The 23,435-nt window shown below is 50.1% G+C and carries 14 protein-coding genes; 8 read left to right on the plus strand and 6 right to left on the minus strand.

Annotation, left to right across the window (positions count from 1 at the left end):
- Positions 1 to 211: 211 nt before the first annotated feature.
- Positions 212 to 1,333, minus strand: coding sequence for a mandelate racemase/muconate lactonizing enzyme family protein (locus tag ACN0YR_RS10240; RefSeq protein WP_417849117.1), 1,122 nt, complete (start codon positions 1,331 to 1,333; stop codon positions 212 to 214).
- Positions 1,334 to 1,409: 76 nt separating this feature from the next.
- On the opposite strand from ACN0YR_RS10240, the gene ACN0YR_RS10245 reads away from it, so the two are divergent.
- From ACN0YR_RS10245 to ACN0YR_RS10255, 3 genes are all read left to right on the plus strand, one after another.
- Positions 1,410 to 2,759 carry a hypothetical protein gene (locus tag ACN0YR_RS10245; protein ID WP_417849118.1) on the plus strand — a complete coding sequence of 450 codons (1,350 nt, stop codon included), beginning with the start codon at positions 1,410 to 1,412 and terminating at the stop codon, positions 2,757 to 2,759.
- A 203-nt stretch (positions 2,760 to 2,962) separates the two neighbouring features.
- Entirely contained in the window at positions 2,963 to 4,306 is a 1,344-nt protein-coding gene (locus tag ACN0YR_RS10250; protein ID WP_417849119.1) for an MFS transporter, read from the plus strand.
- 74 nt (positions 4,307 to 4,380) lie between these two features.
- Complete coding sequence (locus ACN0YR_RS10255) at positions 4,381 to 5,526, plus strand: succinylglutamate desuccinylase/aspartoacylase family protein (protein ID WP_417849120.1); 1,146 nt, start codon at positions 4,381 to 4,383, stop codon at positions 5,524 to 5,526.
- A gap of 99 nt (positions 5,527 to 5,625) precedes the next feature.
- Here the strand turns inward: ACN0YR_RS10255 and ACN0YR_RS10260 are convergent, their stop codons facing one another.
- From ACN0YR_RS10260 to ACN0YR_RS10270, 3 genes are all read right to left on the minus strand, one after another.
- On the minus strand, positions 5,626 to 7,032 hold the full coding sequence (locus ACN0YR_RS10260; RefSeq protein WP_417849121.1) for a DUF1501 domain-containing protein: 1,407 nt from the start codon (positions 7,030 to 7,032) through the stop codon (positions 5,626 to 5,628).
- A 263-nt stretch (positions 7,033 to 7,295) separates the two neighbouring features.
- A complete protein-coding gene (locus tag ACN0YR_RS10265) occupies positions 7,296 to 11,312 on the minus strand; it encodes a DUF1553 domain-containing protein (protein WP_417849122.1) in 4,017 nt (1,338 codons plus the stop codon).
- Positions 11,313 to 11,527: 215 nt separating this feature from the next.
- Complete coding sequence (locus ACN0YR_RS10270) at positions 11,528 to 13,600, minus strand: CehA/McbA family metallohydrolase (RefSeq protein ID WP_417849123.1); 2,073 nt, start codon at positions 13,598 to 13,600, stop codon at positions 11,528 to 11,530.
- Between the two features lie 220 nt (positions 13,601 to 13,820).
- Here ACN0YR_RS10270 and ACN0YR_RS10275 point away from each other — a divergent pair, with 220 nt between their 5' ends.
- Positions 13,821 to 14,645: a hypothetical protein gene (locus ACN0YR_RS10275; RefSeq protein ID WP_417849124.1), complete on the plus strand. Its 825-nt coding sequence runs from the start codon at positions 13,821 to 13,823 to the stop codon at positions 14,643 to 14,645.
- Positions 14,646 to 14,872: 227 nt separating this feature from the next.
- Here the strand turns inward: ACN0YR_RS10275 and ACN0YR_RS10280 are convergent, their stop codons facing one another.
- Positions 14,873 to 15,463 carry a cytochrome c oxidase subunit 3 gene (locus ACN0YR_RS10280; RefSeq protein ID WP_417849125.1) on the minus strand — a complete coding sequence of 197 codons (591 nt, stop codon included), beginning with the start codon at positions 15,461 to 15,463 and terminating at the stop codon, positions 14,873 to 14,875.
- A 99-nt stretch (positions 15,464 to 15,562) separates the two neighbouring features.
- A complete protein-coding gene (locus ACN0YR_RS10285) occupies positions 15,563 to 16,771 on the minus strand; it encodes a cofactor-independent phosphoglycerate mutase (protein ID WP_417849126.1) in 1,209 nt (402 codons plus the stop codon).
- 940 nt (positions 16,772 to 17,711) lie between these two features.
- Between ACN0YR_RS10285 and ACN0YR_RS10290 the strand changes: the two genes are divergently transcribed.
- The 4 genes from ACN0YR_RS10290 to ACN0YR_RS10305 all read left to right on the plus strand — a co-directional run bounded on the left by ACN0YR_RS10290 (position 17,712) and on the right by ACN0YR_RS10305 (position 23,379).
- On the plus strand, positions 17,712 to 18,482 hold the full coding sequence (locus ACN0YR_RS10290) for a hypothetical protein (RefSeq protein WP_417849127.1): 771 nt from the start codon (positions 17,712 to 17,714) through the stop codon (positions 18,480 to 18,482).
- Between the two features lie 344 nt (positions 18,483 to 18,826).
- A complete protein-coding gene (locus ACN0YR_RS10295; protein WP_417849128.1) occupies positions 18,827 to 20,278 on the plus strand; it encodes a DUF6513 domain-containing protein in 1,452 nt (483 codons plus the stop codon).
- A complete protein-coding gene (gene pabB, locus ACN0YR_RS10300) occupies positions 20,271 to 21,662 on the plus strand; it encodes an aminodeoxychorismate synthase component I (protein ID WP_417849129.1) in 1,392 nt (463 codons plus the stop codon). The genes ACN0YR_RS10295 and pabB overlap by 8 nt, the downstream gene beginning before the upstream one ends.
- 253 nt (positions 21,663 to 21,915) lie before the next feature.
- On the plus strand, positions 21,916 to 23,379 hold the full coding sequence (locus ACN0YR_RS10305; RefSeq protein ID WP_417849130.1) for an AAA family ATPase: 1,464 nt from the start codon (positions 21,916 to 21,918) through the stop codon (positions 23,377 to 23,379).
- Positions 23,380 to 23,435 lie beyond the last annotated feature (56 nt).

Genomic DNA, 23,435 nt, shown 5'->3' on the forward strand with positions numbered 1-23,435 from the left:
AGCCAGACAAGGCAATGGTCTTCAAATGAGTGAAGCTTGATCTTTCCTGACCATCTGTCAGCAACAGCTTCAGTCATCGAAATCCGAGTCAAAGAGCACAAATCCTGTCGGATGATGAGTGTTTCTCACTAGAACCAGTCCGAAAACCTCTGGAATAGCCGCTTTCCTCAACCTTTGAGAGAGCAATTTCAAGTTTCAGGATCAGTTCTAATTAGCGTGACATGAGATGTGCTTCGACAATTCCCCAATCGACGTCAACTCCCAAACCGGGGCGGTCACTCAGTGTGATGAACGGTCCCTCGATTTCAAGTGGTTGTTTGACGATTCTCGCGGAATGGTAAATCGGCCCCATGATGTCGCCTGGGTATTTTTCAACATTCATATTTTCGTGAGCTAGCACCAGATGACACATCGCAGCTGAAGCAATATCCAGCTCTAAATTTGATCCAATCGAACAGGCAACACCATGCTCAGCAGCCAGTTTTACGATCTCCATTGATTTACGAAGTCCCCCATTCTTCCCGGGGTAAACACTGATGACATCGCAGGCTTGATGGCGAATGCACTGCATGGCGTGCGACGCATCAAAACAGATGTCGTCTGCCATCACTTCCGCAGCGATTGAATTTCGCACCTCTGCGAGTCCATGATAATCATCTCGTGGTGTTGGCTGTTCGAAGAGCGTAACGTTGCAGTCTTTCAGTGCGTTTGCAGCTTCGATTGCTGTTGCCACATCGAACCCGCAATTTGCATCGATGACGATATCGTAATCAGGACCAATGGTTTCCCGAACGATCCGGACTCGTTCAATGTCTTCTTTTAAAACCGTGCCGACTTTGACTTTGATTGTCGTAAATCCGAGGTCGATCAGTTCTTTCGCGCGGCGACGAGCACGTTCAGGATCGTAAGCTCCCATGGAAAAACGACAGCGAATCTTCGGAGAACGGACTGGACCACCCAACAATCTGTAAACCGGTTTTCCCTGATCTTTTCCTTGAATGTCCCAGCAAGCCATTTCGATTGCCGACTTCGCAAACCAGTTCCCTTGTGCCGCCTGATCCATCACCAAATCGATGCCTTCAATATCGTACGGATCTTTCCCAATCAGCAAAGGAGCAAAGACTTCATCAATGATCGATTGAGCACTCCAAACAGTTTCCCCGCTCCAGCGTGGAATCACTGTCGCCTCGCCGACACCGTCGATATCGGAGTCGGTTTCAATACGAATAATCGGGTACAACGAGACTTCGTGTTTCCCCAAAGCGGAGACCATTCGGAACTCCGGCTTCAAAGGAATCCGAACTGGAAATGTTTTGATGGCTGTGATTTTCATCAACACTCTCTGTAGAATTTGAAACGATGTTCCAAGTTTCGAAACGATGATTCTTCAAAATGAGTGTGAGTAGTTCATGAGCAATCCGCAAGCGGGCGTCGGAAGAGTCTCTCTCACCCCTTTCTGGGGAGTCGAACTGACCGGTTGGGGATATTACCTGGAACGAACATGGCTCGACATTCACGACCCACTCCATGCGACAGCGATTGTAATTGAGAATGATCATGATCGATTAGCAGTCGTCTCTCTCGATCTCATGGTCATCAGCGATCAGTTCGCAAAGCTGGTTCGAGAGGCTGCCTCTGAAGAAACGGGAATCCCAACTCAAAACATTCTCGTGAGTTGCACTCATACTCACAATGCTCCCGCTTCGGGTGGGCTGTTAGGCGTTGGTGAAGTCGATCCGCTCTATGAAGCCTGGGCTGCGAAGCAGGCAGCGACCGCGATTATTCAAGCCTGGCGATCCAGAACCGCTGCGAAGTTCTCCGCGACTACAACTCAAGTCAACGACCTGACTTTCAACCGGACCCGAGAGAAAGGTCCGGTCGATCCGAATCTGACTCTGCTGGTCATCGAGAATGATCGCGATGTCCCCATAGGAATCTTAGTCGGATTTCAGGCCCATCCAACTGTTTCGACAGTTGTGAATCCACGCTCCGTCAGCCGAGACGTTCCCGGAGAAGTTTGTGAGCGAATCGAAACCGCCTTCCCGGGATGCCTGGCGATGTACATTCAAGGAGCATGCGGCGACGTGAATTTCCATCGCACATTTTCTACTCAAGAGAAGTGTGCAGAGCCTGCCAGGCTGTTGACTGATGCTGCCTTGAAAGCACTCGAGGACCGGCAACACCTCAATGCCAATCAACTCGGTGCTGCGGCGAAGGAGGTGACTCTTCCAACTCGCCGATGGAAACTCGACGAACTTGAGAATGATCGAATTGAAGCGACACAGCGTCTTCGAGATCACGACATGGAAGGCTGGCGGGATACCATTGGGCGAGTCATGACGAATCAGCCCGACGATATGATCTCTCGGCATGGCGGAGATGAATGGAAAGCGGTCGCTGCGATGTGCCGTTTCAATGTCGAATGGACGGACAGAATGCTGCTCGATTTGGAGACTCGTCCCGAAACCTTAAGGACTGAAATCCAGGCACTGCGATTCGGAGAGTTCGGGATTGTCAGCAACGCTTCAGAGTTTTTCACAACGCTGGCGATGCAAGTACGAGAACAAATCGACCTGCCGCACTTGGTGCTTTCATGTTACAGCAACGGGAGAATCGGTTATCTGCCGGACGCTCATGACATCGAAAGAAAAACGTACGCAGCTTATCAATCTCCGAAATACTGCAACCAGTTTCCGTTCATCGAAAAATCTGGACTGACCATGGCTGATGAGATGTCGTCACTCCTGAATTCGATCTAACGAATCCGCTATTGGTCTTGATGTTCCCCCTCGATGTGAGCAGTTTATTAAGCACGGTGAGAACAGCCATTTTATGAATACGAGAGCATGAAAACATTTGCCTGAACAGTCCGCTGACGACTTCTCACAGTGGTGAGCTCGCTCCTTGAGAATCATCACCACAGAACGACTGATGTACCTTCCAACAGAAAGACAGCAAAACGATGGACTCAAACAGCACAGTGCCAACGAACCGACGTCACCTCGTTTTTTGGCTGGCGTCGGCAACATCGTTTTTTCTGTACACACATCGCTATGCCTGGAACTTAATTCGCCCGGAATTGCAAAAAGAATACGGCCTGAGCAACACGGCACTCGAAGGACTCGGTACGGCGTTCTATGCGACATACACTCTCGGTTCGATTCCAAGTGGAGTCGTCATCGATATGTTCGGTCCGCACATCTTTTTGTTTGTCATTATCCTGATCTGGTCAATCACACTGCCGCTGCACGGAGTCACGGGAAATTTGCTGGGGTTGGGGAGTGTCCGTTTACTCTTCGGAGCTGCACAAACGGGTACTTATCCTGCTTTGGGACAAGTCACCCGAACATGGTTTCCACGATCGGGGCGAACACAAATTCAGGGCTGGGTCGCAAGCTTCTTCGGTCGAGGCGGAGCGGCGTTCTCGTCAATATTGATGGGTACAATCTTAATGGGTTTCTGCGGCTTCTCATGGAGAATGGCACTCGTCCTGATGTCGATCCCCGGAATCGTGTTTGCCGGTCTCTTTCTCTATTACTTCAGGAACACTCCAGAGGACGATCCTCATACGAATGAAGCGGAACGGAATTTGATTCGTGGAGATGAAAAAGTTTCGACAAGCTCACGAAACGTCATTTCAGCCAAGGTCGCTTTGAAGAATCTCAGCTTGCGGATCATGGTTGTCCAGCAGTTCATGAATGCCGGCGCAGACGTCGTTTACACCTTGATTCTTGGAAGCTTCTTCAAATCGCTGGGCGTTGAAAAGATGACGGACCTGGGTTGGATGGTGAGTCTCCCATTGATCGGCGGAGCTGTTGGCGGAGTCGTTGGTGGAATCCTGAACGACTGGTTGATCCCTCGTCTGGGCAGCCGCTGGGGGCGTTCGCTGGTTGGGTTTGTTGCGAAGTCTCTGGCTGCGGCAGCTCTGTTTGTTGCGATCAGTCAACCGACTCCCGAACGTGTGGCTGTCGGCTTGTTCTTTGTGAAGTTCTTTACTGACTGGACGCAGCCGACCGTCTGGGGGACTGCGACCGATATTGGTGGTCGATTTTCTGCGACTGTTTTCAGCATTATCAATACAGCTGGAAACGCAGGCGGATTCATCATGCCGCTCATCTTCGGGCCGCTCCTTGATATTTACTCCACGAACACCATCGTCAATGGAGAAGCAGTCACCCACACAAACTTCACTCCGATGTTCATCATTGTCGGCGTGTTTTACATCGGAGCCGGGATCTGCTGGCTCTTGGTTGATTGCACTAAAAGCGTTGATGTTCCTGATGAAATCAAACCTACTGAAGCCTAGAGCAGTTTGCTCTACCGTTTGCCCGTGAATAACGCATTTCTCTAGTAAAAATGCTGTTCGCCACGAGGCAGATCATGCAAACCAATTCGAAAGATGCTCTAAGCAATGAGACTCGCAGGAGGCCGGGCCTGTTCTTACCTCCTGAGGCTGAATTTGACATACTCAAAATTGATTATCACGACAAAACAGTTCAACCTGAAAGAACGAAAATGGTTATCAACACGCTCGACTTCGAAGCTCCGGGAAAGCAACAGAGTTTCCTTCGTGTCCCGTACTCACATAACCTCGGAGGCTGGGCCAATGTAATGATCCCCATCACGACGGTCGCTTCTGGAGAAGGTCCGACTGTCCTTGTGATGGGCGGAAATCACGGCGATGAATATCAGGGACAAATCGCAGCGATGAAACTCGCTCGCGAACTCACTCCTGAAATGGTGACTGGTCGAATCATTATCATTCCATCACTGAATTTTCCTGCAGCGCGGGCTGCAACCCGCCTCTCTCCACTGGATGGGAAGAATCTAAATCGCTCCTTTCCCGGAGAACCTGAGGGGAGCGTCACCAGCCAGATTGCTCATCATTTGACAACTGTGTTATTCCCGATGAGCGATGTCGTCATTGATCTTCATTCCGGGGGGCGGAGCATGGAATTCGAACCGTGTGCCCATATGCACCTGGTGGACGACAAGGAACAGCGAAAGAAGATGCTCGCTGCCATGCTCGCCTGGAACACAGACTTCGCATTTCTTTACGCCGACATCGCCGGTACTGGCCTGCTCCCGGTCGAGGCGGAGAATCAGGGCAAGCTCGTGGTTACAACAGAACTTGGAGGAGGTGAGGCGGTCCCGGCGCACATTCATCAGATTGCAGAATCGGGCCTGAAGAATGTGCTGATCCACGTAGGAGCCATTCATGGAGAAGAGCAAACCCGAGAAAGCCTCGGTAAGCCTCCCACAATTCTCACCCAGGCACTCGACGCTGAAGATTACATTCTCGCTCCCGAGTCGGGCATTTTTGAAGTGAAATTTGAGCTGGGAACCAAAGTTCAAAAAGGAGACTGCGTCGGCCTGATTCATCACATGGAACGCCCTGATCGCGAGCCTGAGCAACTCATCGCTCGCAGCACAGGATATTTGATGACCATGCGTTCTCCCTGCTTAACCCAGCAAGGAGATTGCGTGATTGTCGTAGCACAAGAGGTCGACATCAATTCGCTGTAGAGCTGCTATCGAAATTGAATTCGGGATCTGCCTCGTGGATAATCGCTATTTCATTGACGAAACTCGTTATCCACGGGGACGACAATCATTGAAAATGTTCTATGCAAGAATCTCGTGAATCACGTGACCATGGACGTCGGTAAGGCGAACATCCCGGCCACTGTAACGGTAAGTCAGTTGTTCATGGTCGACTCCCATCTGATGCAGGACTGTCGCCCAGAGGTCGTAGATGGTCCGTTTTTGTCCGACCACATGGTAACCGTATTCGTCCGTCGCTCCATGAATTGTGCCCCCCTTGATTCCTCCACCAGCCATCCAGACTGTAAACCCGAGTGAGTTATGGTCCCGACCATCCGAGCCTTGTGAGAATGGAGTTCGTCCGAATTCTCCGGCCCAGATCACGATCGTCTGATCCAGTAAGCCACGTGATTTGAGATCCTTCAACAGCCCACCAATCGGCTGATCGACCTGCATCGCCATGTTGCGATGCCCCACTTCCAATCCGCCATGTTGATCCCAGGGGTTGGCAGCCTGACTTCCACCTGGAGTTTGCGGCAAGCAAGTCAGTTCGACAAATCGCACTCCGCTTTCAACCAACTTTCTGGCGAGCAGACACTGCTTTCCATAACCAGCAGTTTGCGAATTGTCCGAAAAAATGCCGTACATCTCCTGTGTCGACTTTGATTCTGTCGACAAGTCAACGAGTTCGGGAATCGCAGTCTGCATCTGATACGCGGTTTCATAATTGCGGATGGCTGCTTCGACTTGTGGATCGTGCGCGACTCGCTTGGAGAACTGATTGTCCAGATTCGAGATCAGCGACAGACGCTCTCGTTGAATGACGTCTGCTTCGCGAGGACGAATGTTGGCGACCGCCTCAGCTCCATCGATCTGAACAATTGATGCCTGGTGCTGGGCTGGAAGATATCCACTGCTCCACTGCCCGACTCCTCCATGAGGAACACCCGATCCTCCACTTTTGAGAACGACATAACCGGGGACATTTTTGTTTTCCGTACCGAGTCCATAGTTAATCCACGCTCCAGCGCTTGCGTGTCCGATAAAAGGAAATCCGGTATGAAAGAAGAAATTTCCTTGAGCGTGCTCATTCACAGTACTCGTCATTGAGCGGATGATCGCAAGTTCGTCGACCGACTCTGCGACATGGGGAAACATCGAACTCACAGGAATCCCGGACTCTCCGTACTGTTTAAACGAAAACGGACTCGGAAAAATGTTGCCGTTGTTGTTGAACTGCGTTCGTTCAACTTTCACTGGCATCGGCTTGCCAGCTTCTTTCTGCAAGCGTGGCTTCGGGTCAAACGTATCGATGTGCGAAGCCCCGCCGGACATGTAGCACAAAATGACATTCTTCGCTGTCGCTGGATGATGACTTCCCTGAACTTCGGCTGCGCAGGATTCATGCAAGAGTTGCGACATCGCCAGCCATCCAAAACCGGATGAGCCCGCTTGCAAGATCTGACGCCGAGAGATTTGTGAAAACATGTTGAACTCGCTCTCGCAATTCGTAAATACTGGATCGTGGTTTCAATAGAGCATTTTTAATGCTTGCCTTGCCCGTAAAGGCCACTTTTATGACGACATGAACTTCTCTCTACGAGGCAGAACCAGACCACCAATTTGAAATGGTTAGAACTGATCCTGAAACCTGAATTCTCTCTCTCAAATGGTGAGAAAGCGGCTATTTCAAAGGTTTTCGGACTGGTTCTAAAAGATGGTTTCTCGGCTTTCCCTCGCTCTTCTGTTTTCTACTGGATGTACAGGAATTCTTTGAGATTGAATAAAGCATGTGCAAAGTCTGCCCATTCCTGATCTGGTTCTGGTGACTTACCGAGTTGAGACAATTCCGTTTTCAATTGCTCGAGCTGCTTCTGAGAATCTTGAACTGTTCCAAGTTCTTGAGAAGAAAGAGCTGCGAGAACTTCACGGTCAGAAACGTAACCGGTGTTCCCATTAGCAATCGCTTGGACTTCATCTGGATTTAAAGCTCGGTCGTACAATCTCGCCACCAGAATTTTCCCTGAAAGCAATCGATTTCCACCGGGATTGCCGTGACGCAGACCGAAGAGGACCTGGGATTTGCCGGCTTGATATTGGTATGCATCACTTTTCCGATACGATTTTCCATAAGGAGTTCCATTTCGGAAGCCCTGAATTGTCCCATCCTCGGCATAGGTGATGGCAATATGAACTGGTTGTTTGGCGGCTTCTGTTTCCGCTGTCGCAGCGAACGGAAGCGTCCTGGCGAAATTGTTTGACCCCGCAAGCCAGTGTCGGGCCTTCTGTTCCCCGAACACGATGGCATCAAAGTATGTCCCGGAAAGATCTTGAATCGAAACAAGTCCGCCGCCACGTTGGTCGAGGTTCGAGAGTTGGACAACTGCTTCCAGAGTTTTCGCTTTGATCGGCACTTCGATTGGAGCTGTAGCAACATGACTCTGCCCATCGAGAATGAGAGCTCCATCCTCAATTTTCGCCCGTCCTTTTGCTTCACCATGTAGATTCCCAATACTGTCCTGAAAATCTTTCTCAAAAGTCCATTCAGCAATCGGGGCGCCAATCGGAATCGCCGACTGGAGACTCTTTTGCTTTGCTGCAGCCAGCCGTTTTCGAGTCGGTTCCAGGATTGAAGAAATCTTCTGGGAAACAAAATTCACTTCATTTTCTATTGTCTGTTGCCGCGCAACGGCCTCCTGATAGAGCCCCCGTGAACGCTTCAGATATTTTTCAGCTGAGCTCAATTCTGTTTCACTCGGAGGACGGCCGAGAGCCGCGAGAGTCAATTTTTCGATGTTCACTCGGTCAGAGTCTGACTTAGAAAGAGTTCGTGCCGCGAACTGCTTTGCTGCGGCGATCACAAATGGATCATTCAAAAGGGTGAGTGACTGGGCGGGGACATTTGTAATATCGCGACGCCCTTTCGTGGCGAAAGGGACTGGGAAATCGAACGTCTCTAAAAATGGATTGAGCGAATTTCGACGAACGGACAAATACAGACTTCGTCGCGGGATATTCGTGGCATTGCCAACTGGTGGTCCGAACATTTTGTTGTCGAGAATTCCAGAGACTGACAAAAGTGAATCTCGCAGCACCTCAGCTTCGAGTCGCCGAATGTTGGCGTGTGAAAGCAACCGGTTCTCTGGATCAATATCTTGTGACTTCGCTGTCGGCAAGGAGTCCAATTGCCATGTTTTTGTGAGGACGATTTCACGTATCAACGATTTGATTGACCATCCGTCATTTTGAAATCGAATCGCCAGTTCATCGAGCAACTCGGGATGCGAAGGCTTTTCTCCCAACTGACCGAAGTTGTCGACCGTCCGTACAAGTCCAGCACCAAAAAGATAATGCCAGATACGATTCACAGCGACCCGACGCGTGAGAGGATTGTCCGCCCGAACGAGATCGTCCGCCAGTTGAAGCCGTCCGCTCAGTTCGGTTTCGTAGGGTGTCGAGTCGATCGCTTCCAGAAACCGTCGGGCGACGACCGCCCCCGGTTGATGATGATTACCAAGAATGAACAGCGCTTGGTCGGCGGCGTCCGCTTCAAGTAGCCCCGGTACACGATTCGGAAGAGGAATCGACTCTTCAAGTTGTTGATATTTGCGTAGAAGTGCTTCGAGTTGTGAATCTTGCCCCTCCAGCGAATTCAGGAGTTTCAATTTTCGACACGCTTCGATCAATCGCACCTGTCCTTCACTCGCCTCATCAGCTTTCCAGCTAAGAATCGCCTTACGCAATGCGTTCAGATATCGATCACTCAGCTCTTCAGCAGTTGTGATTTTGACCGATTCTTGATCTCGAAAAACCGCATCATAAGAAGCAGCTTCAAGTGGAGGTTGAAAAGAACCCTTGGGAGCCAAAACGGCATTGCGAATACCAAACCAGGAACGGTCGATATTTTTTGCAAGGATGGCAGTGTCGGGGGCTGTGTTGATCTCGATATGCAGTCTGTCCCCGTTCCAATAAGTCAGATCATATTTTTGCCATCGCCATTTCCCGTTATTCAGTGTTGTGAAGGGATAAACATTTCCATTGCGGGGATAGTTCTGCACAACATATCGGAGCAACGACTGACCATTTCCCGTGACCTGAACCCAAAGCTCAAATTCGCCGTCCAACTCAAAGTTTGGGGAAGAAAAAACATTGCGGTGCTTCGTCGAGAACAGATGCGAATAGACACCCGCAGGCAGGAGTGGTGAGATCCTTTCTCCATCTGCAAAGAGTGCAAAATCGCCGGCCCGAGCCGGTTTATTTGCAGTTCCGTTTCCGTGTACGAGCCATTTCTCAAAGTCCGTTTGATTCGTCAAGTCCCAGGCAGAACTCCCCGGTGGCAGATCCATCTCTTGCCGCGATTGTGATTCTTGGACCAGTTTGCCGAACTCCTCAGCACCTTGATTCAACGCGGCAAAGGGGGACAGCAGGTCAACCTCTTGAGGAGCGTTCTTTTGCGAAACCGATTTCTGCACCCGGTTCGAAAAACCTTCTAGCGACTTCAGCCAGTTTTCTGCGACACGGCTTCGTACTTCACGTTTGAGCTGCTCGAGTTGCGTCTGCAGTTCGTGTCGTTGGGGAGTCAAGCTTGCATCGATAATCCCCGGACGTGTGGAGCCGAGAACTCCGAACATTGCGTAGTAATCTGCCTGGCTGATCGGATCAAATTTATGATTGTGGCAACGTGCACAGGAAATTGTTAAGCCGAGAAATGCTTTCGAAAAAACATTAATCTGATCATCAGTAAATCGAACCTTTTCATCGAGAGCATCGGTCGGCGCGAAGCCATGAAAACACATTCGCCAATGAGCCGGACCGATAGCAGATTCATTCAACCCCAGCTTTGAGTTCACTCTCGGCTCTGGCAGGAGATCTCCAGCGATATGCTCACGAATCAACTGGTCGTACGGGATATCTGCGTTGAATGCGCGTACGAGATAGTCGCGATACTTCCAGGCATGTGGAATCGCTGGATCACCTTCACTCCCGTGACTTTCAGCATACCGAACCAGATCCATCCAGTGCCGAGCCCAATGTTCGCCAAATGCGGGTGACGCTAAATACTGATCAACGAGTTCTTCATAAGCTGCAGGATTCGTATTCTTGAGGAACGCCTCAGTCTCCTCAACCGTTGGAGGTAGACCTCTGAGAACGAAACTCAAACGGCGGATCAGTGTCCGACGATCTGCAACGGTTGCTGGCTCCAGTGCCGCTTCTTCGAGACGTCGCTGGATGAACTTGTCGATCGGATGACTTGACCAGGACTCGTCTTGAACGCGTGGAATAGTGGGCTTCGTAATTGGCTGGAAGCTCCACCATTTCTTGCGTTCTTTTAACGTATTTTCCCATGTCGCGACTTTCATGTTCGCCGCACCCGCTGGGGCTGAATGACGTGGATCAGGAGCGCCGAGTTTGATCCATTTGAGAAAGTCGTTAATTGTCTCTTCGCTGAGCCGATCCTCTCCTTGCGGCATCTTCAACTCTTTGATTTCGTGACGCAGCACCTTGATGAACAGGCTTTTCTCTGGCGATTTGAAATCAAGCGGCGGTCCAGATTGTCCCCCCTGTCGCAAGGCAGAACGATGATCAAGAGCAAATCCGGCCTCAGCCGTATCGATGCTGTTATGGCAGGATTCACATTTTTCGACGAGGACCGGGCGAATCTTCGTCTCAAAGAATTCGAGTTCCTGCATTGTCAACGGTGAGTCAGCAGCTCGAACTGAAGTCGCGACTATTGAAAGAACCGTAAAACAGCACCAGATTTTTTTCATTCAATTCACTCTATAGCACTTTCGTGCCAGCTGCGTCCTGAAGATCATTTTCATGACTTCACGGACTTCGCTTCACGAGGCAGAATCCGTACATCGATTCAAAATTCACTTGAGTCGTTAGCATTCAAGCAACATTCGAACAATGAAGATACCAGAGAAGATAACTGAATGAGGGAAGCTTGAGAACAGGATCATCCAATTTTGCTGCTCGCGGTTTACTGATTGACGCGGGCAATTTCTGATTCTCGCCAAGCTCGCAGGTATGTCTGAAATCCAACCTGAATGACCGGGGTCTTAGACATCAAGGCCGCTTGAAACTCTGCGGATTCCACCGAACCTCCCTGCTTCAGAAACAGATGAGCGACATGGCTGGCGACAGCGGCGTCGTACCGTGGTAGTTCCTTCATAGCGACGTTCAAGTCCCCCTGGCTTTCTTTTATGATCTCTTCCGCGTAGTCGCGTGCGCACGTGGCTTCGCCATCTTTGTTGGCATCAAACCATTTCGCTCCGCTACATCCGAGTGTCCATGTCCTGGACTGAACCGTTCTCGGTTGATACGGCAAAGCGGTTCGCCAGTACGGTTCTTCAATGCCGGGGCCGGTCGCGATGGCAACATAACAGACATCATGCGTTGGCTTAGGCAGCACAAACCGCATGTTCGCCTCTGTATCACTTACCTCAGCTGATTCGATTTCAGAGATCGCTTGAGAGATCACTTCTCGTCCGTTGGCAAAAATTTTGATCTCTGCAGGCTGAATCCAATCCGGACTTCGAACCTGGACTGTAAGTACGATTGCATTTTTGTTGTCGTTGGAATCAATGTCCTCAATATTCAACGTCGTAAACAACCCGTAACTCACGACGACATCACCTCGCAAAAAAGCGTTGACAGCATCTTCCGTGTTGATGCTTCCAACATTTTCATCGGGAGACTGAATGTAAGTTCGCCCTTGTCCAACGAAGTGACGTGCGACATCGTGAGAATCGCTACTCCCAACTGGAGTAATCTGATGGCCCGCGTTCAGCAGGTTCATCCAATCGTGGAACAATTCCAACGGATCAGTTTGGGTCGCTCCTGAATTAATCACTTCCATTGCGTTGAACCCAATCGGCCACCCTTTGAGCGATTCGCCGACGATCGAAAGGTAATTCTCAGGACCAAATGGAGTAAATCGACTGTGAAGGTCTCGAGCATGGTTGAGAATGATGATTTGTGCCTGAGTTTTGTCCTCGACCTCTTTAAAAATTTCCGGCCACGTATTCAGTTGACGATCGGGGACTTCCTGATCGACGCTCACAGGAAAAATGTTGAAGTGACCGACGGAGGTCGTGTATTCGTTTCCGACGACTGGAGTAAAATACTGAGAGACGTTCATCTCGGCAGCGAACGGAGCGTGATCGATATGCACATTGTGATCGGTCGCAATTGGAAGTTCGATCCCCTCACCTGCCAGAGTGATCATTCTTTCTTGGATCGTTGAGTCACCATGCCCGGAGTGGGTCAGCGTGTGGACATGAGTGTCGCAGGCGACATAGCCTGACGTATCAACCTGACGTTCGATTTGCAGCGAGACCTTTGCGTCGTCCCCTTTTCGAACACTTAAATCGTGTGTGGCGAGTGAATACTCGAAGCCCCGTCCTGCATAAATTTTGTACTTCCCAGCAGGCAAACCAAATGTTGCTTCACCGGTACTGGAATAGAGACTCCCGGGGCGAACAGCCATCGTCGAGTTTGATTCTGCACCGACCGTTTGCATTTCGCCCAGTTCATTCAAAATGGTGATTCTAGCTGGCAGTTTTCCGCGACTCGTTTGATCGGTGACTGTGACTGTCACTTTCGCTTCATTGAGGAGATCTGCTTTCGAGCGTTTCAACAGCTTGACTCGTCCAATCAAAATATCGTCACCAGTTCGCGGATTTCGCTCCCCGTTTTTTATCTCCAGCCTGTTGCTACCTGTTTTCAGGTCACCGGCAGCAAGATCAAAATAAACGACCATCCCGTTTTCATCGCGAGGTAACGTCGTAATGATCTTGCCATTGATCTCAATATTCCAGCGTTGTTTCACCTGCTGTTGTGAGAGTTGCAACGTCACAGGCGCGGAGTCGCCATCAACCTCGAAGTCCATTGTGTACGCAGAGTCATATTCGCCTTCAGGAAAGAAATCCCACTCCCGAGTCTGGCCACTGCGAATCAACTGTAACTTAGAGGACGCTGATTCTTCTGCCTGAACTGGGACGCAAAGCAAACCCAGGAGCAGGAACGACAAGCGAGACAAATCAAAAGACATAATAAAACTCAGTGTTGAAGTGACCAGACCGATGCTTTGAATAAGGGCCGATGGCTTTGAAAATGATTGTAAGAATCTTGTCAGAGACCTCAAAGTGAGGTTGCGACAATGACTCGTTCTAAGAGACTATTAACGGACGGACTTGGGCGAGATTCTGCACAACAACACAACTGACTGCAGAACGATTGTGAACCATTTGATAGCAATTGGGGAGAATGTGATGAGGAATCAACTGAAAAGTTTGCTGTGTGGATTTGCAGTCTTGCTTGTTGGCTTGCCTGCAATTGCAAAAAATCCAGTCCCCGAAAATGAGGCTGTGAATAACGCAACTACTGAGAACGCAACTACTGAGATTGTCGCCAAGCAAACACAACAGCCCCAACAGTCTTCCGAGCCAGAACAAATCCTAGATGTCGAGAAGCCCAAAATCGACGCTGAGAAAAAAAGTGGTCGTCTGAACAAGTCTCGGCGATCAAAGGCAAAAGCTACCAAGGATCTCTTGAACTTCAATTTTGCTTACAATCCCGAAGAGGGAGATTTCAAAGGAGCGGTCGGATCATCAAATGACCAATGGAACTTCATCGACTACAGCCAGCAAAAACTTCAGCAGGTTCGATTCGCCGATGGAACGGAGTCCGACATCGAAGTGAACGTCTCAGCAAACGATGGCGAATGGGGAATCACAGGAGACTCCGGAGTCTATCATGGCTATATTTACCACAACTGTCAGTGCGTCGACCTGTCGGTGTCGCTGAAGTACCTCCCCGCCGGCATCTATGAAGTCTACGTCTTCGCACATGGCGATGCACCAAACCAGAACGCAGCCATCGAGCTTGAATCGGGCTCGGTCAAACTGACCGGGAAATCAACTCTCAACGATGGCACATGGAACTTCCGCAACAAAAAATTCCAAGATGAAAACCAGTACGTTCGCTACGTTGCCGAAGTCGAACCAGGTTCTCAAATGACGATCACCAGCAAACGCGACGGCAGCAACTATTCCATGTTCAACGCGATTCAACTAAAGCGAATTGCAAAGCCATAGAACATTTCCAGTGCTTGTCGTGCCCGTGTAGAACGCGAACACGAAGTCAAAAAGTGCGATAGAAATCGACACTTACCGCTTCGTGGGCGTTCACCTTCTTATTTTAATCACAAATTATTTTCTAGAGCAGTTTGCTCTACCGTTTGCCCGTGAAGAACGCATTTCTCTAGCAAAAATGCTGTTCGCCACGAGGCAGAACCTGCAAACCAATCCGAAAGATGCTCTAATCACAAAGCGATCGCAAAGATTGCCAGAATTGCGAGCCAGGCGACCCCGAGGAAATGCCAGAACCAGGCACAGAAACGGACGCCCCAATTGTACTCGTGGTCGTAACGGTCTGACTTGCTGCGGACTATGACGAAGGCGACGAACATCAAGGCAACGAAAAAGTGCAGGCTGTGGAGCGACGCAAAGCAGACGACAAATCCGAGTACGCCTTCAGAGGCATCTTCCGGTCCTCGATAAGTCGGAAACATCGACCAAATTCCGTAGGTCTGAATTCCGACGAACAACACTCCCAAGACCATGCTGATTTTCAGTTGTCGTCGAAATTGACGTTGCTTTTCCTGACTGACAAATTGAACAGCACTGTGCAGCGAATAAGATCCGCAAAGTAACAACAGCGAACTGATTGCAAATGCAGGGGGAAATCGAAACTCCCGAACCTCGGCCGGTTTTCCGATCCAGTGAATTAATATCCAGGTCAGCACCCCAGAGGCCGTGAGCGCAAGAAGCGATATCCCAAAGAACTGCAGCGCCTGGCGACTCAGTCCTTCGGCATTCCGAGCAGGCACTGGTGTGAAGTGACTCGAACTCAATTCATCTCCCTTCGTGGCTCACACGCCTCTGCGTTCTGCACCGGTGAATCGCCGGTGCTCAGTGCTCAGCCTTGTAGCTTCTTGTGCTGTTCTGAATTGCTACTTCTTCAAAAATCGTCCCATCAATTCGTGACCATTGTCAATTGTGTCGCCGGATGCGGCAGCTTGGACTTCATCGTACGACGAGACGTTTCTGTTTTCGATTCCTGCCCCACACATTGTGAATGGGACATATCCGTGGCTGTGAGTTTTGGTTCGCAAGAAGGTCGGATGATCGGGGCAGACAAGCATTCTGTATTCGCCCGTCGACTTCAGATACTCATGAACCGGACCAACAATCTTTTCGTCTATCTCTTCGAGTGCTTTGACTTTGGCCTCCGCATCACCTTCGTGAGATGCTTCGTCCGTCGCTTCGACATGGACCACAACAAAATCGAGATCACCTCGCAGAGCTTTAATCGCTGCCCGCCCTTTGGCAGCATAGTCGGTATCGAGATACCCAGTTGCTCCTTCAACTTCGATGACTTCCCAGCCGAGGAGTTTCCCGATCCCGCGTAACAAGTCGACCGCGGTAATGACGGCGCTGCGGACCCCATAGCGTTCAATGAAAGGTTCCAGATTTGGCCGAGAGCCTTGTCCCCATAACCACGCCTGCGTGGCAGCCAACTCACCTTTTTCCGTCCGCTTCTGATTCGATTCGCACTCCGCAAAAAGCTCGACACTTTTCTCCATCAACTCGCGCAAATCGCACCCACCTGACCCCATTGGCAGAGACTCGTTGATCGGCTGATCAGTGATATCATGCGGCGGAACGGTATATGTGTCATCTGCGAAAGGGGCCTTACCGCCACGGGCACGGTAGATCAACAAGTTTCGATAACTGACGCCGGGATAGAATTTCCAGTGTTCACTTCCGCAAGTTTGCTTCTGCATGAGTCCGATGAGTTCAGCCCCGACGTCGCTGGATATTTGCCCCGCAGTGAAGCTTTTCATCTTCCCGTCTTCGACTGTCACCAGATTACAACGAATCGCCCAGTCTCCCGGAGAGAGTTCGATCCCCTGGGCAGCAGCTTCCAGCGGTGCTCGGCCTGTGTGGAATTTGTGCGGATCGTAGCCAAACAGGCTCATCGTTCCGACATCGCTCCCCGATGGCATCGATTCTGGAACGTTATCTGTCTGTCCGACAATTCCAGCCTTCGCGATGGCGTCCATATGAGGCGTATTGGCTGCTTGAAGCGGAGTTTTCCCTCCCAAAGAGGCCTGCGGTTCATCAGCACATCCATCAGGAATCACAAGTACATATTTCATTTTATTCACATTCAGAGACAGTCAGAGTCTTAACGATAATCGGCGGGATGCAGTCTGAACCCGACATGGATATTTGAATCGACGAAGTTTCCTGAGAGCCATACAGAGAACTCTGCCATTGTAGCAATTTGCTTCGAAATGAAACTGAAAGGCCCTCGACACTGTTGCTGCTGAGTGGACCACTCGTTTCGGCAGTGCGCCATTTCGCCAACACTGCTTGGGGAATTCACCCGCTAAACATTGGCTCCAGAATGTTCAGCATTCTTGACACAATCGCTACGTTCGCGTTCATTGCTACAAACACTACAACCGTTACAGCCGGTACATTCAGACGCCGCCAACAGAACAGAGATTCAACACAACATCTTTCTCTGAAACACGTTAAGTATCATTAACGAGAACAATTCACTGTCTCACCGCGCCCCGATGGTACGGGTTATGCCAATTGTAGGAATTGTCAGGATCAATACACCTGAACGGATTTCAACGATTTTAAGAATTTTAACCCTATTGGAGCTGGATTGAGAAAAGCGTTGAAGTAGGACGATTTGCTCTGCATGCAACAGGCAGATTTTGAACTCTCGCAAGACCATTGGAATCGTTTTTTCATTTCTGAAATTGCGGTGACTGAATGCAGGTTTTTCAAGAGTGAGTCCTCTTCAAACATGTGAGAGCGTGTGTGGCGACCTGAGACCTCGCCATGGGCGGCCCGACCGCCCGGAATCCTCGCGATTCCAGGAGACACTCTTCTTCCGCTCGTAATCGTGTTGATTGCGAATGAATTGAGGCAGGCATGTCCTCATGAAGTCGAGTGCGTCACTGCAAGACGTTGCTCCTGGTTGAGCGAGGTTTTTTCGATTTCTTCCCGGTAACACCAACACCTCGAAGAAATCTCACGTTCTATCGATTCGCTGTGCTCGATCCAAAGTGGAGCGAAAAAATGAACACGTTATTCAATGCCTTCTGGCAAGATGAAATTGGCTTTGTTGTCTCTGCCGAGTTAGTTCTCGTCAGTACGGTGGGTGTCCTCGGTGTCATCGCTGGCCTTTCGCACGTGCGCGGTGCCGTGGTTGAAGAGTACAAAGACCTGGGCGACAGTTTCCGATCGATCGATCAGTCTTTCAGCTACAGCGGTTTTCGTGGATGTAAAGCTTTCACGGCAGGCTCTGCATTTCTGGAGGACTGCGAAGAGCCGGAAATTCACTTTACCGAAATTTACGACAGCTGCCCAACACCATGCGCGACACCCTGTGAAACACCGTGTGAAACACCTTGCGAATCATGTCATACTCAGTACACAACTCCCCATGCCACACCGTGTGCAACACCTTGCTCAAGTGGATGTGCAAATGGTTGCCCGACTGTTGGCGAAACGGGCGTCACTGGACAGCTGGAACCGATCCCATGTCGTGGCTGTGGTAGTGTCTCGCAACATTTCAGCGAGCAAGATTGCTGTCCGACACAAGGCTACGGAGAGGGCACGATTCAGCCGTTGCGAGCTCCGCATTCAAACTTGAAGCCTCAATACCACGATGGATACCTGATTTCCTCTGGTCCTCAAAAATACGAACCGCTCTTTGAGGAAGGACCGGAAATCTCCGACAAGGTGACCGATCCGAACCCGCATGCGATTTACAACGTTCGAAGATACGTTGAAGCACCAGCCTGGCCGGCCTCTCCAAAACTCGTTCCAAGATCGGCAGTCTGGTAACCTCCGTTACAGCGACGATCTTCAACAAAACGAATCTCCAACTTGGGGAAAGGCTCTTGAAGAAGAAGCTGAGCTGTAGCGAAATTTGCAGAGAGTGGTACGATCTACAAATGTGGATCGGACCACTTTTTTCGTTGATGAGGCAGCGAGAGTCCAAAGGGATCAGCATGCTGGGTTCGACCAGTCAAATCGGGGTGGAAAACTACGGTGGAAAGTTGTCGAGCGATTACCGAGAAACCGTATCCTAGATACGACGAGGATCTGGTCCTGTTGCGAAGGCTTCGGAGAGCCGTCGTCCGAATGTCTTCAACATCTTGCAACTGAGTGTTCTGCTTTTTAACTGAATGACTACTTCAACTCATAATCTTGTTCCACAACCTGGTGAGAAAATCCTGTTTATTACGGGACGGCTAGCAGAAGCGATCACTCGACAGGTGGTTCAAGAAGTGAGCCAAGCGATGGGCTTCGCTGCGGATGTTCATGTAGTCGGCATCTCTGTTGCCGCTCTCACCCACGCCGACTGGCTGAACCGAAAACTGACCGACCAACCGAGCGGATATGACGCGGTTTTCGTCCCGGGGTGGTGCCAGGGAGACCTCGCTCCACTCACTGATCGGTTTGGGGTTCCGTTTCGACTTGGGCCGAAAGACATTCTCGATCTCGCCGAATTTTTCGGTCGACAATCACGCGGGCCAGTCTCTCTTGATCGCTACGATATCGAGATCATTGCCGAAATTAATCACGCTCCTCGATTAAAACAGCAGGAGATCCTGGAGATCGCAAATCGATACCGGCGTGATGGCGCCGACGTGATCGATATCGGCTGCATCCCGGGAGAGAGTTGGCAACAGACCGGCGAAGTTGTCTCGATGCTAATCGCTGAAGGGTTTCGCATTTCGATCGATAGCTTTGATCGAAATGAAGTGGAGTCTGCGATTCGGGCAGGTGCAGAGCTTGTGTTAAGTTGCAATTCAACAAACGTCGACTGGCTGTCACAGCTTGGAGTTGAACTTGTCGTCATTCCCGATGATCCGGCAGAAACAAGTACGATGTGGGAGACAGCCGAGAAGCTCAGGCTGGCAAACTGCCCCCATCGGCTCGATCCAATTCTAGAACCGATCGGGTTTGGATTCGCAGCTTCTCTGGCCCGATATTACGAGGCTCGACGACAAGTCCCTGAGCAACCGATCATGATGGGGATTGGAAATCTCACTGAAATGACAGAGGTCGACAGCGCCGGCTTGAATGCACTCTTCGCAGCGATTTGTCAGGAGTTGGAGATTCAAAGTGTATTGGCGACGGAGGTCATTCCGTGGAGTCAGTCTGCAGTTCGCGAGTTTGATATTGCACGTAAACTAATGAAGCACGCCGTCGAGAATCGACGGCTCCCTAAACATGTGACTTCAGAATTAGTGATGCTCCGCGATCCGACAGTGAGTGAATTAGGTGCTACGGCACTCACGAACATGGCAAACGAAATTCGCGATGCGAACTATCGCATTTTCGTGGAACGCGATGAAATCCATATCATGAATCGAAATGGATATTGGCACGGTCGGGATGCGTTTGAAATTTTTGATGACTATATCGCCCACGATCCCAACCTCGACGTGAATCATTCGTTTTATCTCGGATATGAGCTTGCCAAAGCGATCACTGCTTTGACATTGGGAAAGCAGTATCGACAGGATCAGGCACTGAATTGGGGGTTCCTCACCGTTCCTGAACAAAGTGTTCACGAACGCCGAAAACAGCAGAAAGCTTCTGCGAGCAAGACGAGGAAATCCGATGTCTGAATTTCCGATCTTCCGTGAAATCATTCCCTCTCCGTCCGTTGAAGAGACGCTGGCTCTATTTTCAGAACGCGATCATCTCGTTTTACTCGAAAGCGTTCGGCGTCATGATTTACATGGAAGATACTCTTTTCTCGCTGCCGATCCGATTCAGACAAGCCTGCTTGATACACCTGAGTATGGAGTTGATCCATTCCGGGATGTCAAAAAATGGAGCGAGCAGTTCAAAGCGACTCCTCACCCGGACCTCCCCCCATTTCAAGGAGGCTTTGCAGGGTTGCTCTCGTACGATTTGGGGCGTTGCTGGGAACGGTTGCCAGTCCCATTCCGTGAAGAGTTCGATCTCCCGGCTTGCGTAGTAGGCATGTATGACTGGGTCATCGCTTGGGACCATCAGCAGGATCGCTGCTGGGTCATCGCGCATGGATTTCCGGAGACCTCCTTACAAGCGAGAAAAGCGAAGGGAGTTGCAACATGCGAAGAGCTGAGCGAACAAATCCTCAGTCAACCTCGCAATCAATGCGATGAACAACTGTCCCCGCAATCAGTAGAACTTAATTTCAATATTGAGAGCAATTTCACAAGGGAAGAGTATCTGGATGTGATCCAGAGAGTCATCGATTACATCGTCGCGGGAGATATTTTCCAGGCAAATTTATCTCAACAATTGATGACTCACACGCATCATTCCGCTCTCGAAATTTACAATTCACTCCGGCAACACAACCCCGCCCCATTCGCTGGATTGTTTCAACAGGCTGACTGGGCTGTTCTTTCGTCATCTCCCGAGCGATTTATCCAGAAGCATGATCGTTTCGTCCGTACACGTCCTATCAAAGGGACACGTCAACGGCGCGTGATTCCTGAAGCAGACTTGTTCACGCGGGACGAACTCCGCGAAAGCGAGAAAGATCAGGCCGAAAATGTGATGATTGTTGACCTCTTACGAAATGATCTTTCGCGAGTCTGCAAGCCGGGGACGATTCGTGTTCCTGAACTTTGCACCATCGAGAGTTATGAAACTGTCACGCATCTTGTTTCAGAAGTTATCGGCGAGTTGAAGGATGATGTCTCATTCTGGGATGTCATCGCAGCGACGTTTCCCGGCGGTTCTATCACAGGGGCTCCGAAAATTCGCGCGATGGAAATCATCAGCGAACTCGAACAAGTCGCCCGAGGCCCTTATTGCGGGAGCCTGTTTTACTGCGGATTTGATGGAACCGCCGACAGCAGCATTCTCATTCGAACGCTCACTAAACAGGGGAGCAAACTTGTCTTTCCCGTAGGTGGTGGAATCGTCTCGCAATCGAACCCGCAGTCGGAATTTGAAGAAACAGACCATAAAGCTGCTGGAATCCGAGCGGCCTTGAAGTCGATCATGAAGTAATTCTTTCTCACCGAATTTGCTGTCAACATCCTGCGAAGTTGCGCTTCAGTTCGTGTTAGCTCGGTTGTAGCGATTCGTTCGTTCCGAATGAGCACAAGTTCCTATTCATTGAATGTTGTGATTTGACCACATCCGCTGCCGACATAGGTTTTCACATTCAGGCCAGAAGCCGCTTGATATTCACGACGAGTGACTTCAGCGACTTAAAAAGCGTGTGATCTCCTTTCTCTCAAACTTTTCGGACCGGCTCTCAATGTCGACTCATCAAGAAGAAGACTTTTCAATGGATGAACTTCTTGAAGGATTCCAGTCAGTGACTGGTCCTGAAGAAGATGAGGAGACCGATGAGCAACCAGCTGAAAAAATTCTGGCCCATGATGCGATTCGAGGAAACAAACAGCTTGAAGAGCTGTTTGAACGCGTTCATTCACTTTTAGGAAACGCGGACGATGAAGAGATCTCGTTCAAGCCGAAGATCCCTGAAACACTCAGTGAAACCAAGCTGAGCGCGGACGAAATTGAAAAACTCGTATTGAAATATCTGCTTCAAAAAGGCTCCGCTGCCGGCCGATCAATTAGCGCCCAAATTGCGATTCCATTCGGGATTCTATTTCCGCTGTTGAAAGTCTGGAAGAATGACCAGCTGATCACATTCAAGAGCGCAGCTGAAATGGGGGACTACGTTTTTGGAATTACTGATCTTGGACGCGAACGGGCACGAAAATATGCAATCGAGTGCAGCTACTATGGCTCTGCTCCAGTTGGACTTCCGGAGTATCTGCATTCGATGGCGATGCAAACCATTGCTGGCATGGAAGCAACCGAACAGGACTTAAATCGAGCGTTCTCAGACCTGCTGATCAGCAAAGAGATGTTCCACAAACTTGGACCGGCGATCAACTCCGGCCGCGGAATGTTCTTGTTTGGAGAACCTGGGAACGGCAAAACCAGTATCGCAGAACGAATCACATCGTGTTTTGGTGATACCGTCTGGATTCCACGAACTCTTGGAATCGATGGTGATTTGATTCGCCTGTTCGATCCGGGTGTCCATGAAATTGTCTTCGAAGACGAGGACGAGACGATCTTCGATCTCTCTGGTGTCGATCCACGCTGGGTGCGTATTAAACGCCCAACGATTGTCGCCGGGGGTGAACTCACGATGAAAGAACTGGAAGTCACCCAAAATCCGATTACAAAAATCTGCGAATCGCCACTGCAATTGAAGAGTAACTGCGGGACACTGGTGATCGACGATTTCGGTCGACAAACCATGCCGGTCGAGGTGTTACTCAACAGATGGATCGTCCCACTCGAAAAGCGGTTCGACTACTTAAACTTGCCGAGCGGGAAAAAAGTCCAGGTTCCATTCGATCAGCTGATTATCTTTTCAACAAATCTGGAACCGAACGATCTGGTGGATGGAGCGTTTCTGCGCCGAATTCCTTATAAGATCCAGGTTCCCGATCCACTTCCAGAACACTTTGTGAAGTTGTTCGACATCATGGCTCCGAAAGTCGGGCTCATTAACGATCCCGAAGCGGTTGAGTATCTCATCGACACCCATTACATCCCGAAACAACGACCGTTTCGAAACTGTCAGCCGCGCGACCTGTTACTCCAAGTGCGAAACTTTTGCGTCTATCGAAAGCTTCCCAAAAAGGTCACGAAGGAAGCTTTCGACTTCGCCGTCGACAATTATTTCTCAATGATGTAATCCGGAATGCCATCCGGTCACGAACTCAAATTCGAACTCGAACTCGAACTCGAACT

It is taken from the genome of Thalassoglobus sp. (genome assembly GCF_048270125.1).
In the GTDB taxonomy this organism is placed as follows: Bacteria; Planctomycetota; Planctomycetia; order Planctomycetales; family Planctomycetaceae; genus Thalassoglobus.

What these genes read in the sequence shown, in the direction of transcription:
- ACN0YR_RS10240 (WP_417849117.1), bottom strand. Translation starts at nt 1,333, where the DNA reads ATGAAAATCACAGCCATCAAAACATTTCCAGTTCGGATTCCTTTGAAG.
- ACN0YR_RS10245 (WP_417849118.1), top strand. Translation starts at nt 1,410, where the DNA reads ATGAGCAATCCGCAAGCGGGCGTCGGAAGAGTCTCTCTCACCCCTTTC.
- ACN0YR_RS10250 (WP_417849119.1), top strand. Translation starts at nt 2,963, where the DNA reads ATGGACTCAAACAGCACAGTGCCAACGAACCGACGTCACCTCGTTTTT.
- ACN0YR_RS10255 (WP_417849120.1), top strand. Translation starts at nt 4,381, where the DNA reads ATGCAAACCAATTCGAAAGATGCTCTAAGCAATGAGACTCGCAGGAGG.
- ACN0YR_RS10260 (WP_417849121.1), bottom strand. Translation starts at nt 7,032, where the DNA reads ATGTTTTCACAAATCTCTCGGCGTCAGATCTTGCAAGCGGGCTCATCC.
- ACN0YR_RS10265 (WP_417849122.1), bottom strand. Translation starts at nt 11,312, where the DNA reads ATGAAAAAAATCTGGTGCTGTTTTACGGTTCTTTCAATAGTCGCGACT.
- ACN0YR_RS10270 (WP_417849123.1), bottom strand. Translation starts at nt 13,600, where the DNA reads ATGTCTTTTGATTTGTCTCGCTTGTCGTTCCTGCTCCTGGGTTTGCTT.
- ACN0YR_RS10275 (WP_417849124.1), top strand. Translation starts at nt 13,821, where the DNA reads ATGAGGAATCAACTGAAAAGTTTGCTGTGTGGATTTGCAGTCTTGCTT.
- ACN0YR_RS10285 (WP_417849126.1), bottom strand. Translation starts at nt 16,771, where the DNA reads ATGAAATATGTACTTGTGATTCCTGATGGATGTGCTGATGAACCGCAG.
- ACN0YR_RS10290 (WP_417849127.1), top strand. Translation starts at nt 17,712, where the DNA reads ATGAACACGTTATTCAATGCCTTCTGGCAAGATGAAATTGGCTTTGTT.
- ACN0YR_RS10295 (WP_417849128.1), top strand. Translation starts at nt 18,827, where the DNA reads ATGACTACTTCAACTCATAATCTTGTTCCACAACCTGGTGAGAAAATC.
- pabB (WP_417849129.1), top strand. Translation starts at nt 20,271, where the DNA reads ATGTCTGAATTTCCGATCTTCCGTGAAATCATTCCCTCTCCGTCCGTT.
- ACN0YR_RS10305 (WP_417849130.1), top strand. Translation starts at nt 21,916, where the DNA reads ATGTCGACTCATCAAGAAGAAGACTTTTCAATGGATGAACTTCTTGAA.